We start from the raw sequence: 13,191 nt of genomic DNA on the forward strand, positions 1-13,191 counted from the left end.
AATGCAGCCACTTCTTGATGTTAAGAATTTAAGTGTCGAGTTTGCATTGCGCCAAGGTCCCCTTGAGGCTGTCCGCAATGTAAGCTTTACCCTCAACAAAGGTGAAAGACTTGGTCTGGTAGGTGAATCAGGTGCTGGTAAATCCGTAACCGGATTCTCCATCATCAACCTGATTTCCAAGCCCGGACGTATCTCAAACGGATCAATCATGTTCGAAGGGCAGGATCTCGCGAAAATGCCTTTTGATAAAATGCGCGGCATTCGCGGCAATCGCATTTCCATGATCTTTCAGGATCCCATGATGACCCTGAACCCGGTACTGACTATCGGGACCCAGATGATTGAAACCGTGCTGGCTCACATGGATGTTACCCGCAAGGAAGCTGAAGAAATTGCGCTGGAAAAACTGCGCAAAGTCTACATCCCTTCCCCGCGCAAACGTCTGGCCCAGTACCCACATGAATTCTCAGGCGGCATGCGTCAGCGTATCGTCATCGCCATCTCACTTTTGACCGATCCGGCCCTGATCATTGCCGATGAACCGACCACAGCGCTGGACGTAACCATTCAGGCTGAGATCATGGACCTGCTGCTGGAACTCTGTGAAACCGACAACATGGGGCTGATCCTGATCACCCATGACCTTGCGGTTGTATCAGAAGTAACCCAGCGCATCGCAGTCATGTATGCGGGCGGGATTGTGGAAACAGGTTCCACCCGTCAAGTAACGGAAACTCCGGGCCATCCCTATACTCAGGGACTTATCGCCGCGCTGCCCCAATCCGGCGGAGCAGGCGATCGTTTGACTCAGATTCCCGGTGCCATGCCTTCACTCATGCATATGCCCGGCGGCTGTCCCTTCCATCCCAGATGTTCGCACTGTACGGATATCTGTAAGCAGGAACTCCCCGTGCTGAAAGAAAATAAATCCGGTATTTTGGTGGCCTGCCACCATGCCGACAAAGTATAGAGATTCGTCATGCCAACCGATTCCCTCGTAAAAATAAAAAATCTGGTCAAGCACTTCGACATTTCCGGCGGGTTGCTCGACCAGCTGCAAATGGAAAACGGACGCATCGCACGCAAACGCACCATCGTCAAAGCTGTCAACAATGTCAGCTTTGAAATCCAGAAAGGTGAAACCTTAAGCGTGGTCGGCGAATCCGGTTGCGGTAAATCAACCCTTGCAAGAACCGTCATGGGCCTTTATCCGCCCAACTCCGGTGAAGTTATATATGGTGGTGAGCGGATCGATAACCTGCCCCACGGGCGGATGCTTCCCTACCGCACAAAGATGCAGATGGTCTTTCAGGACCCCTACGCCTCGCTGAACCCGCGCATGACCGTGCGCCAGATCATTGAGGAACCCATCTACTTTCACAACAAGGGTATTTCAAGAGGCGACGCAAAGAACAAACTGCATGAAGTCATGCGCAGTGTAGGAATGGACCCGGACTGGGCTGGTAACTACCCCCATGAATTCTCCGGCGGACAGCGTCAGCGCATCAGCATTGCCCGCGCTCTGGCTGTTGAACCGGAATTCATCGTGGCTGACGAACCCATTGCCGCGCTGGATGTTTCAATTCAGGCCCAGATCCTGAACCTGCTCATGGATGCACAGCAAGAACGCAATCTGACCTATTTGTTCATCAGTCATGATTTGTCCGTTGTTGAACATATCTCCACCCGCGTGGCGGTAATGTATCTGGGCAGTCTCTGTGAACTGGGTACTGCCAAGGAAATCTTTGCCCGTCCGCAGCATCCCTACACAAGGGCACTGCTTTCGGCTATCCCGACCCTTGGCGGGGAAAAGAAAAAACACGTGCACCTTTCCGGGGACGTGCCAACTCCCATTAACCTGCCCACAGGCTGTGTATTCCATGGCCGCTGCACCTTCGCAAACGACCGCTGTCTGGAAGAAATTCCCCGCGCACGCAATCTGGAAAACGGTACCCTCTGTGCCTGCCACGCTGTAGAAGAAGGCAGACTATAGATACATAGACGTTAAATCAACGCATTTCCAGTCGACAAAAACAGCAAGGCCCGTTTATAAATAATAAACGGGCCTTTGTATTGGCAGAAGAAAAGAAAATCAAAACCTATAAAACAGCAACCGGAAGACCTATAATTTTCTCCATTAAAACCACAGCACAACACCCCTTTTGCTGAGGGAATTCCGTTACACAACGGGTTTCTAATCGACTTTTTAAAAAAGCCTGCTTATAACGGGCAGGCTTTTTATTTCACAAACAAAAGAATATATTATAAAGAAAGTACACAACAGCTTACTTGATACTAATGATTTTTTCAGAGAGGGTTCGATGGGCGACATGTTTCAAGTACTTGGTGTTTTTTCCAAAAACATCAAAGACCATACCGGTGCCGGAGCAACCATGCAACGGGCCGAGAGCAAAACATTTTATTATGTTACGCGCTCTGGTGTGGACCAATTTCAAGTTCAGCCCCTCAATGACCGAAACATCCCTTCAGGCGTAGTTGTTACTTTAAGCAAAAAAGAGTTCATCACCCAATACGCCCCTGAAATCGACTACTACGAAAAAAAGACCCTTCCAGCCCTGAAATCCCTTCACGCCAAAATCGAAAAAGGTGAGAAAGAATTTCTGGACGGCAATCTGGATGAAGCGGAGCAGTCCTTTACAAAAGCTCTTTTTCTGGACCCGGAACATCCCAAAGCTAATCTGGGCATGGGGTCGGTTCAGTGTACCAAGAAGAATTTCAAGAAGCTGTCCGGGATCATAGACAGGCTTTTGAACAAAGATGAAGTTTTCATGGAAAGCCAGCGGCGGGAATTCAACCTTTTTGCTATCAGCCTGCGCAAACAATCTCTATTTGAAGAAGCTGTAACTTTCTATAACAAAGCAATCCAGATCAATCCCTACGATGAAAATTTGCATTTCAATACTGCCAGAGCTCATTTCGACGCCGGAGACAATGAAATGGCGTTAATTCACCTTGATAAAGCACTTGAAATTGCACCCTCACTTGAAGTAGCCTCCATGTTCAAGAAGTACATCATCAAACGGACTAAGAAATGATCTCTCAAAAGGAAAAACTGAAGGCTGCCTGCACTCCCGGGCTTAAAATTACCATTGAACTGGGAGGACTGAACGATAAAGCCCCGACAATTGTGGTCGGTGGTGATTTCACCAAATCCCTCATCGTCAAAGAACCCATGGTTCACCATGCAGACCGCGCCCTGTGGGCCGAATATCTGTATCCGGGAAATGAGGCCACCATACGCTATATTTTTGAAGGGATTGCTTCAGGTTACAAAACCGAAGTGATCAGGATGATCAGCTCGCCGGACCGACTCCTTTTCCTCAAATATCCTAAACGGATCGAGTCATATAATCTCAGAAGACATAAAAGGGTTTCCTGTTTCATGGAAGCAAAGGTCGAACTCGGCAAAGAAAAGACTGTTGCTGTGCTGGAAGATTTAAGCACCAGCGGCTGTTGCATCAGCTATATCCAGGACAAAAAATATGCAGACCCTGAAATAGGGGATGAAATGAAGGTCTACTGTCCCTACTTCACGGAAAACGGGACCACCTTCATTCCCTGCAAAGTACAGCGCTGCACCAAAGATTCACGGAAAATCATGCTGGGTATGACCTTTGAAAAACCATCTCCGGAAATCCTTATTAAAATACAGGATTACATCGCCACCATCCTCTACCATTCCTGATAAAATTTCAAAAAAGAAGCCCGGTTGAGTCACTCAACCGGGCTTCTTTTTTAATAAACTAATTCTTTTTATTTCGGACCGTCAGTCCCAAATCTTCAAGCATGGTCAGGTCATGGTCTATGCCTTGACCGGATACAGTCAGAAAATCACCAACCATCAGCCCGTTACATCCGGCATGAAAAATAAATGATTGCAATGAGCGCAGCGCGGCCCGTCCTGCGGCCATACGTACCTCAGCATGAGGATTGACCAGCCGGAACATGGCAATGGTCAACAGAATTTCAAGAGGCTGCAAAGGCTCCACATTCTCCAGTGGAGTGCCCGGAATCGGAATCAAGAAATTAAGCGGAATGGAATCAACTTCCAATTCAGCAAGGGCCAGTGCAAGCTCCACCCGCTGCTGATGACTTTCGCCAAGCCCCAACAGACCGCCGCTACAGACCTCAAGTCCGGCCTTTTTAGCATCGCGCACCGTGCGCACTCTCTCCGCATAACTATGAGTTGTACAGACATTGGGGAAGTAACTTTCGGAGGCCTCAAGGTTATGATGGTAGCGAATCACGCCGGATTCATACAGCTTTTCCAAAGATTCAAAATCAAGGCAGCCCAACGAGGCGCAATGATTGAAACTTTTCCCGCGCATACCATCCACAGCTTCGCAGACATGATCAAGAGACTTACCCTTAAGTGCCCTGCCGCTGGTCACGTAGCTGAAAAATTCAAGAGGAGATTGTCCGGCTTTCTCAGCGCAATCACGAATTTCCTGCACTGACATAAGCGGATAGGCTGGAGCCGGAGTTCCCTTGAAATGGCTGGACTGGGCACAAAAGGTACAATCTTCGGAACAGTTTCCACTACGCACATTGGCGATGGAACAAAGGCTCACCTCACGTCCGAAACGGCGCACGGTCATGGTATGTGCGGCGTGAAGCACTTCAGCCAGTTCCCCATGGGAAGCACCAAGTACCGAAACCGCAGTATGCTCATCAATAGCCCCGCCACCGTGAGCAGCGTCCCACAAAGCCTGTTTCTCTTTTCTATCCAATTTATATTACCCCTGAAGACCGACAACTTCACAGACTGCGGAAGTAAGGGCCTCAAGTTCAAGATTTGAAATTACATAGGGTGGCATCACGTAGACCAGCTTCCCGAAAGGACGAACCCAGACCCCACGCTTTACAAATTCCTGCTGAATGACTTCCATATCCACGGGCTTTTTCAACTCCACCACTCCGATGGCTCCGAGGCAGCGAACATCCGCCACCGCATTGGATTTGGCACAAGGAGCGAGACCGGAACAAAGCATATGGGTAATTTCAGCTAGCCGCTCTTTCCAGTCACTTTTCAGCAACAGATCTATGGAAGCGTTAGCCACAGCACAAGCCAGCGGGTTACCCATGAAGGTCGGTCCGTGCATGAACACGCCGCCCTTGGAGGAAATTCCCTCGGCAACCTCGCGGGTGGCAAGGGTTGCAGCCAGAGTCATCAGGCCCCCGGTAATGGCCTTGCCCACGCACATGATATCCGGGCTGATCCCGGCCAATTCACTGGCGAACATAGTCCCAGTGCGCCCGAATCCGGTAGCGATTTCATCGCAGATGAGCAACACATTATGCTCATCGCAGGCCTCGCGAACCCGTTTCAAATATTCCGGGGAATAAAAACGCATGCCCCCGGTTCCCTGCACCACCGGCTCAAGAATAACCGCCGCAAGTTCATGAGCATGCGCTTCAATCTTGGCCTTAAAATCTGCAAAATCTTCATCTGTGCATCCGGCATCAAATCCACATTGCGGGGCCTCAGCAAAAACATGTTCCGGCAAAACCGAGGTAAACATGGAATGCATGCCGTTAACCGGATCGCAGACCGACATGCAGCCGATGGTATCGCCGTGGTAACCGTTACGGATAGTCATCAGCCGGTTCTTTTCCGGTTTTTCCATGACATACCAGTATTGGATGGCCATTTTAATCGCCACCTCAACTGAAACCGAACCTGAATCAGCCAAAAAGACATGCTGCAACGGTTCCGGGGAAGTTTCGACCAGTTTCCGTCCCAGTTCCACCGCAGGTTCGTGGGTCAAACCGCCAAACATAACATGGGGCATGGTCTCGGCCTGATCACATAGAGCCTTACGTAAAACCGGATGGTTATAGCCGTGGATGGCACACCACCACGAAGACATGCCGTCAATAAGCTCAGTACCGTCCTCAAGGACAATTTTCACGCCTTCGGTACGCTTCACCGGAAAAACAGACAGAGGATTCGTAGCGGAAGTATAGGGATGCCAAAGATGGTCCCGGTCAAATTCGAGAATGGACATGATATGCCTCCGGCATTAAGAATCTAAGGCTTTATCTACAATTTCCCAGCATTTTGGATCATTGTAATCCCAATTTTCAATATATGGAATGGAAGCGATTACTTTTACTTCAGCAATTTTTTCGATGAACCGGATATTCTCTTCGGCTATGCCGAACTCTTCAGGCGCAGGCCGACTTACCGCGGTCATAACCAGCCCGGAAATTTCCAGCCCGGACTGCTGCAAGGCTGCGATGGAAAGCAAAGCTTCATTGATACAACCCAGCTTATTTTCTACAACCAGAATCACCGGATACCCAAGCTCTTTCATAAGATTGAGCATGGAGGATTCATCGCTCAAAGGAACCATTATTCCCCCGGCCCCTTCCACCAAAAGAAAGCCATCGTCCTCGCGTTCGCGTACTTTAGCTGCGATTTTTGCAGGATCAAGCTCCACCCCGGCAAGTCTTGCGGCCAGATGCGGAGAAGTAGGCGGCTCAAAAATATACGGGCATTGTCTATTGATATCCCAGACCGCCCCGGCAGCCCGGTAGACATCCCCGTCCGGGGAATCCAGAGACCCGTCAGGCTGGACAATAGCCCCGGACTGGACAGGCTTGATCGGCAATATGGACCGCCCGGATTTCATGAAGAAACGGGCAAGCCCTGCGGTAACCACAGTCTTGCCTACATCCGTACCTGTTCCGGTGATGAAAAAACCGGCAGACAATTTATTCACTCCCGCCGGATTCGATTACTTCCAGCGGATCACGATCACTTGTTTCAGCAAAGAAAAGCTCTTTGTCGTAAGGTCCGAAATGACCTTCATCACCAACAAGGGTAAAAAATTCAATGCGTGAGTAGCGGCGACAACGTCCCTCACTGACCCGATGGGTGATGTAATAATTGAATTTATCCGTGGAATGGGTGGATTGCCCCAGATCGATAACCCGGTTGTCAAACTCGCACCACGCATGGGCAACCCATTTATCATCCTTAAAGATCCAACCGTGGACAACCTCTACTGCGCTGTTCTCACTGGCAGGCTCAAGGCAGTATTCGTATGCGGAAGGTTGATTTCTACTCATTACAGCTATCCTTTTTCAAAGTATCCAGAGCCATTTTTATGGCACCCAGTGCATTACCCACTTCATGATGGGAGGGGAAAACAGCTTCGGTATGCAGTTTCTCAGCAACTTCAGGCAACAATTTCTGCGCAGCGGCACCGATCCCTACGATAGGCAGGTTCAAAGATGCGTCAAAGCTGACCAGTGAACTGGCTGCACGCCCGGAAATAAAGCCAGCCATGTTGCCGCCAATTTCCTTGCGCACAATATGTTCCAGCATGGCGTTTTCGATTTTGATCCTTGTCTCGGAAAGGACCATTGTTGCAAAACCTGTTGCATCAAGATCAAACGCCTTGCCCAGAATGACGGCGGCAGACTCAGAAACGGACTTGTCGCCAATTTCAAGCTGACCCTGAACATGGAGGGCATCAGTAGGAGTAAAGCCCACTTCTTCCACCAACTGTTCACGTACAAGCTTCTGGACCTTGCCGCCAAGACCTATCTCGCCAAGCCCGGTTCCGGCCATAATCTGACCGAAGGTGGCGGGACCGTTTTCAAAAAGATATTTCAGGACCACATCATCAGAACCGCTCTCCGCGGAAGGCCCGATTTTGAGCAAATGAGATTCATGTCCTTTGCCGATCCATTTATCAGGAGCGGGAATATCACCGGCCATGCACAAGGGCACAACTCTTCCCGGACCGACTTCAAAATTTCCAGACCTGTTGATGCGCGCAAAACTGTCACCACCCACGCCCACAGTAAACATCTCCACCGCTTCGACATGGGTTTCCCATTCGCCGATGATGGAACCGCTTTCCTGAATGGTGGGCTGGGAATTGCGGATCAAGGTAACATCGGTAGTGGTTCCACCCACGTCAACGATGAGCGCGTCCTTTTGCGGGGAATAGATGGAACCATAATAAGCGGTTGATGCCGGGCCGCTGGCAAAAGTGTCAGCCGCGCGCTGCACAGCCTCTTCCATGCTCATGGGGGTAGCGTTACCGCGAACCACAACCACGGAAGATCCGAGACCGCGTTCATCAAGGGCCTTGCCGACCCCGGCCAAAAATTCTTTCATTACCGGCATAAGCCGGGCATTGAGCACCGCTGTAGCTGCACGCTCGGCCTGTCCGGCACGGGTACTGATGGTGTGAGAACAAAAAACAGGTTTGGAATCGGTAAGTGAAATGGCTTTTTCAGCAATAAGCTCATGGGCGGGATTCTTGATACTCATGGCGGAACAAACCGCGTAAGCGTCCACATGTCCGGCCATATCCTGAATACCGTCCACAAGGGATTCAATATCCAGCGGATCTTCCTCTGCTCCGGTAATCTTGTGTCCACCCTTAACGTAACGCAGGGTCACCACAGGCAGCTTGAGTGCCTTGGTTGTGCCGATCATAAACAGACCGACCCTTGCGCCCTTGTTCTCAACAATGGCATTTGTGGCAAGGGTTGTGGACACAGAAACAAGGTTAACCTCGTCCGGGGAAATCCCGCTTTCCTTCATGGCCTTATCCAGAGATGAAGCCAAACCAAGGCTCAGATCATGATGAGTGGTGGGAGATTTGGCAGTCGCCACCACGCTTGAGTCTTCGCATTTTACAACAACAGTGTCAGTGTAGGTTCCGCCAGTATCAATACCGATTGCATAACCGCTCTCAAAACTCATTGCACATATATCCTTCGCCCGCAGGAGGCATTTTTGTTCGATAACAGGCCGCACCGCCGCAGACCCGACCAGTACAAATAATGCCGCTTTTCCCGATTGGCAAGGGCTAGGATTCATTTCATAAAGCAGACCCTAGGAAATAATGACGCCCGCATAGGCCACTACTCTTTCATAGTCCCCGGTGGCCTGTCCTGAATTTGTGTACTGCACCAGCTTACCGGAAGTAGATCCCAGCTTTTTCGCGGCAAACATCCCCATGGTCATGGGCAGGACACCACACATGCTGATCTGGTTAGATGAAACAATGGAATAAAGGTCGGACGGGTCCATGCGGATGATAGCCTCAAGAGCCATGGAATCAAGCTTCTTGGCCTGATCCGCAGAAATAAAATGGCTCATATCGGAACTGACCACTATTGAAACAGGCTCCGGGTGGTCTTCCATAATTTCCGCAATGACTTCACCGGCCTTACGTAAATTTGACGGGGAAGCTTCGGACACGCAGACCGGAACAATGCGCATATCCGGATTGATGTAATGCAAAAAAGGAACAATAACTTCAAGAGAATGTTCCCGTGAATGGGCTTTCTCATTGGAAACAAATCCAGCACCGCTTTCAATGAGTTTTGCGGACAATTCCTCATGTACATCCAGCTTACCTCCGGGAAATTCCCAGCTGCCTTTATCCCAAACCGAAAGAGGAGAGCCAAGCCCGGTGTGGTTGGGCCCGAGCAGGAAAACGGTGGAAGCAAGCTGACTCTGAGCAAGGGTCTTGCCACATGGTTCACCGGAAAACATGTACCCGGCATGAGGAAGCATGACCAGACGGTCAACAGCCCGGTCCATATGGGCTTCCGGTGTTCCAACGTACATTTCAATTTCTTTACGAAGCTGATCGGGACTATCCGGGTAAAACTGTCCGGCTACTACGGGCTGTCTGTTCATAATTACCTGCCTTAAAAATTATTGGAAAACAGGGTCCGGCTGGAATTTGGACGCATCCTGTTCAATCTTGTGAGTTGCAAGTGCTGAAGTTGCCAGACGGCCATACAGATCACCCGGCTTCTTCTCTGCCACTTCTTCCATCAGCTTCTTCCACTCGGAAATAGCCCCGGCCTTTTCATAGAGCTGGGCCAAACGAAACCGCGACGATGCCCACTCCGAATCAGTAAGAGGAATATATTTGTCATATTCAGCGGCCCATTTAAGAGCTTCACGGTAACGGCCGGAACTTTCAGCCGCAAAAATAGTCATCAAAATGCAATCCTTGATCTTTTCCCGGTCGCCACCGGTTTCAAGAAGCATGGAAAGGGCTTCCTGCGCATAGACAAAGACCTTCTTCAACTCCTTTTTCTTCATGGAAGCCTTGGACATGTAGTACATGGCGTAAGCCCTTGAAGATTGGGGAAGAAGCAGATTAGAGGCCAGTCCCGCCCAGAGCGGGGTGCTGCGTTCGGTCTCCCCGAGATTTTCATAAGCCATGGCCTGTGCGTATTCTATATGAACCTGCTGCTTGGGATCAAGCTTCCACCCATCCTTTGCAAGATCAACCAGCGCGGTAACCTTGCTCCAGGCCTGTTCATCAACATAAATACCAAGAGCCATATCAAGGGCCATAGCTGAATACTTTGGAATTTCCTCGCCCTGCAAATAACGGTCGATCAATTCCAAAGCCTTTGCAGGCTGCTCTTTTTTCCAAAAACTAAGAGCAACCCCGAGACGGGTCTCGTCATTTACGTCTTTGCCTTCATTATTCTGCTTGGCATACTTATTCCAGTAGCTGACCACCCGGCCATAGTTCTCATCCTTGACCAGTTCCGGTACGGCCTTATCAAAAACCCTTGTACCCAGTTCACTGGCCCGGTCACGCAGGGAACTGCGCGGATACTTATCCAGAAAATCATGCACCGCACCGAGGCAGTCCCCATACTTTTTGTTCCAATAATACCACATACCGAGCTTAAGCTGTGCCAACGGAGCCAGCGGGCTGTCGGGAAATTTATCAATAATATGGGTGTATATCTTCTGAGGCCTGAGATTGTATGGACGGTCGAAAACCTTATCCATCTGGCTCATGCTGGGATCATCGTAAATACCTTCCTCAGCAAGACGCATCATGGCAACAAGACCGCCCTCTTTATCGGGGAAATCCTTTGCTGCTTTTTCGTAAATTTCCTTGGCCGCAGACTTGTCCCCGGTCTTGAGATAAATATCGCCGATACGGGCCAGAACTATGTCCGCTTCCGGGGCTTCGGGGGAAAGGTTGTAGTAGGCCCAGTAATTCTCCCTTGCTGCATCAATTTTGCCCAACCTGTTCTGGGTATTAGCAGACATGAGCAGGAAACGCAGGTCTTCGATATAAAAACGGGGCCAACGTTTATCAATGTAATCAATAATTTGATAGGCCTGCTCATCATAACCAAGAGCATCTAAGGCCTTGGCCAGACCGAGAGCTGCATCGCGGACAATCTTGCTGTCAGGATACATCTGAACCAGATACTGAAACTGGTCCGCAGCCTTTTCATATTCCTTCATGCCTAGATAATATTCACCCCAGTAATAACTGACGTAGGGAATATTAGGATCGTTGGGATATTGAGATTTAAGCAGGTTAAAATAAGCTTTGGCTTCAGGCATGTTGCCGACTTTAAGGTTCAGCAAGCCCAGATTAAGCAAAGCCATGGGTACATTTGGCGACTTGGTGTCGGCGTTCATGGCCTCCATCCAGGCACTGGCAATTTCACCATAATTATCAGCCAGAGCTTCGCGATGCATCTCGGTCAGGGCCTCGGCCTTTCCGTAAAGGGCACGCAAACGCATTTCCTGCGGCAATTCCTTTATCAGAGAAATTTCAGTAAAACCCGCTATGGCAGCTTCTATCTCCCCTTCATCAAGCGCACCTTCCGCAGCAAGTAAAATACCCTTGGCAACCTTAATTCGATCTTCAGGGCTTATTTCCTGCTCACCTTCAACTCCCTCTTCGCCTTCAGCAAAATCTTCGGAATCCTCAACAGGATAGGCATCGGAATCAGATGCATCCTGCTCACCTTCCACAGCTTCATCACGAACATCTGTTCCGTTATCCACATCAGAAGGCTCTTCCACGCCACCCTCATCTTCAGGGGAGAGATAGTCGGTAGCCTCAAAGGAATCTCCATCTTGCGGGGGAGGAGCGACCTCTCCAGAAGCAACAGGCTCAGAAGCTTCTATTTGTCCGGTAACCTGTCCGGAAACACTGCCGGACGCCTGCCCCCCATTCTGAGAAGGAGGCGGGGCAATACTCCCGGAGACACTGCCCGATGCACTACCAGCGGACTGCTCTGGCGGAGCAACTGAACCTGATGCACCACCGGATTCAGGAAGCTCTGCTTCGTAAGCAGCATCCTGCACATCTGCACCTTCATCCATGGCTTCGTCTGTTGCTTCGTCAAAGGGCTTATCTGTAGGGGGAGGCGCAATAGTACCACCAGCCGAGCTGCCGGAACTATCCGGTTCTATGCGTCCTGCGACCTGTCCTCCGACACTTCCACCGGATTGCGTTTCGGTGGAATCACCATTGGACAAAACACGCCGGGCACTGCCCCCGGCACGGGCGGGCAGAATGGAAGTATCCACGGGCTGAGCCTGCCCCGGACCAACATTGGCTACCGGAGCACGGTAAGTATAAGGTACGGAATAAAATGGACGTTTCGTCGGCTGAGGAGATACCTGTTGCACCGGGGTTTCTTCCGCCGCCTGTTCAAGCTCCTGCTTAATCTGCGGGGATTCTTCATCTTCAGGTAAATCTATTTCATCGATGACCGGAGGCTGCGGTTCTTTTTTTACAACTTTTTTAGCAGCAGCGGCTTTATCGGCAGCGCGCTTGGCAGCAACTTTTTTACGGGCAGCCTCTTTAGCCGCAGCCTTCTTACGGTCAGCTTTTTGGCGAGCCGCTTTTTTACGCTCAGCTTCGCGTTTAGCCTTTTCCTTGGGGGAACGCCACTTGGAGCCGATGGGATCACGGAAAAATTCGATCTGCATCTTGCCGTTACCCGCAGGCATGCGGATAAAACCAAATCCGCTGGTCCGGGTTCCGATAGTAATGAAGCTGGGACCGACTTTCAAAGACTTGACGATACGCAAAGAAGAAAGCGGTGCCGGAGTTGGAGCTTTTTCTCCTTTTAACGCATTTTTGGGAAAAGAAATGGTAATCTGCTGCCGCCCGGTACGGGCAACTTTACCTGATAAGTTCTTCTGATCAAAGACAAGACGAATGGAATCCATGTCAGCCTTGGTCTCGATAAAATACTCCAAGGCGTAACCCGGATGAGGGCAGGCTAACCAAAAAATGGCCGCCAGAAAAAGGGTCCGGAAAACTCCGGTAAATCGGCTAAGCGTCACAATCAATTGTCGCTGCAATATTCCTGCCTACCCCTCACAAAACTCACACTTTTTTTTAAAAT

General features: G+C 50.1%; 9 protein-coding genes and 1 pseudogene. 4 read left to right on the forward strand and 6 right to left on the reverse strand.

The features are described from left to right. Position 1: 1 nt before the first annotated feature. The 4 genes from D0S45_10560 (at position 2) to D0S45_10575 (ending at position 3,706) form a co-directional block, all read left to right on the forward strand. Entirely contained in the window at positions 2-970 is a 969-nt protein-coding gene (locus tag D0S45_10560) for an ABC transporter ATP-binding protein (protein ID TIH15631.1), read from the forward strand. 9 nt (positions 971-979) lie between these two features. Then, positions 980-1,993 carry an ATP-binding cassette domain-containing protein gene (locus tag D0S45_10565; protein ID TIH15632.1) on the forward strand — a complete coding sequence of 338 codons (1,014 nt, stop codon included), beginning with the start codon at positions 980-982 and terminating at the stop codon, positions 1,991-1,993. 328 nt (positions 1,994-2,321) lie between these two features. After that, complete coding sequence (locus D0S45_10570) at positions 2,322-3,056, forward strand: hypothetical protein (GenBank protein TIH15633.1); 735 nt, start codon at positions 2,322-2,324, stop codon at positions 3,054-3,056. Next, complete coding sequence (locus D0S45_10575; GenBank protein TIH15634.1) at positions 3,053-3,706, forward strand: flagellar brake protein; 654 nt, start codon at positions 3,053-3,055, stop codon at positions 3,704-3,706. Before D0S45_10570 ends, D0S45_10575 begins: the two co-directional genes overlap by 4 nt. Before the next feature lie 58 nt (positions 3,707-3,764). On the opposite strand, the gene bioB is transcribed toward D0S45_10575, so the two are convergent. The 6 genes and pseudogenes from bioB to D0S45_10605 all read right to left on the reverse strand — a co-directional run bounded on the left by bioB (position 3,765) and on the right by D0S45_10605 (position 13,087). After that, on the reverse strand, positions 3,765-4,751 hold the full coding sequence (gene bioB / locus D0S45_10580) for a biotin synthase BioB (protein TIH15635.1): 987 nt from the start codon (positions 4,749-4,751) through the stop codon (positions 3,765-3,767). Between the two features lie 6 nt (positions 4,752-4,757). After that, a pseudogene (locus D0S45_10585) lies at positions 4,758-6,737 on the reverse strand (adenosylmethionine--8-amino-7-oxononanoate transaminase). Between the two features lies 1 nt (position 6,738). Next, positions 6,739-7,095 carry a hypothetical protein gene (locus tag D0S45_10590; protein TIH15636.1) on the reverse strand — a complete coding sequence of 119 codons (357 nt, stop codon included), beginning with the start codon at positions 7,093-7,095 and terminating at the stop codon, positions 6,739-6,741. Beyond that, positions 7,088-8,749, reverse strand: a complete 1,662-nt coding sequence (locus tag D0S45_10595) for a hydantoinase/oxoprolinase family protein (protein TIH15637.1) — start codon at positions 8,747-8,749, stop codon at positions 7,088-7,090. The genes D0S45_10590 and D0S45_10595 overlap by 8 nt, the downstream gene beginning before the upstream one ends. Before the next feature lie 132 nt (positions 8,750-8,881). After that, complete coding sequence (amrB, locus tag D0S45_10600; protein TIH15638.1) at positions 8,882-9,694, reverse strand: AmmeMemoRadiSam system protein B; 813 nt, start codon at positions 9,692-9,694, stop codon at positions 8,882-8,884. Positions 9,695-9,712: 18 nt separating this feature from the next. Continuing rightward, positions 9,713-13,087, reverse strand: coding sequence for a hypothetical protein (locus D0S45_10605; protein ID TIH15697.1), 3,375 nt, complete (start codon positions 13,085-13,087; stop codon positions 9,713-9,715). Between the last annotated feature and the right edge of the window lie 104 nt (positions 13,088-13,191).

The sequence above is a fragment of the Marinifilum sp. JC120 genome (assembly GCA_004923195.1).
Classification (GTDB): Bacteria; Desulfobacterota; Desulfovibrionia; order Desulfovibrionales; family Desulfovibrionaceae; genus Maridesulfovibrio.

Bases quoted from the DNA above. Each gene is read 5' to 3' on its own strand.
- D0S45_10560 (TIH15631.1), top strand. From the start codon at position 2: ATGCAGCCACTTCTTGATGTTAAGAATTTAAGTGTCGAGTTTGCATTG.
- D0S45_10590 (TIH15636.1), bottom strand. From the start codon at position 7,095: ATGAGTAGAAATCAACCTTCCGCATACGAATACTGCCTTGAGCCTGCC.
- D0S45_10575 (TIH15634.1), top strand. From the start codon at position 3,053: ATGATCTCTCAAAAGGAAAAACTGAAGGCTGCCTGCACTCCCGGGCTT.
- D0S45_10595 (TIH15637.1), bottom strand. From the start codon at position 8,749: ATGAGTTTTGAGAGCGGTTATGCAATCGGTATTGATACTGGCGGAACC.
- D0S45_10565 (TIH15632.1), top strand. From the start codon at position 980: ATGCCAACCGATTCCCTCGTAAAAATAAAAAATCTGGTCAAGCACTTC.
- D0S45_10570 (TIH15633.1), top strand. From the start codon at position 2,322: ATGGGCGACATGTTTCAAGTACTTGGTGTTTTTTCCAAAAACATCAAA.
- amrB (TIH15638.1), bottom strand. From the start codon at position 9,694: ATGAACAGACAGCCCGTAGTAGCCGGACAGTTTTACCCGGATAGTCCC.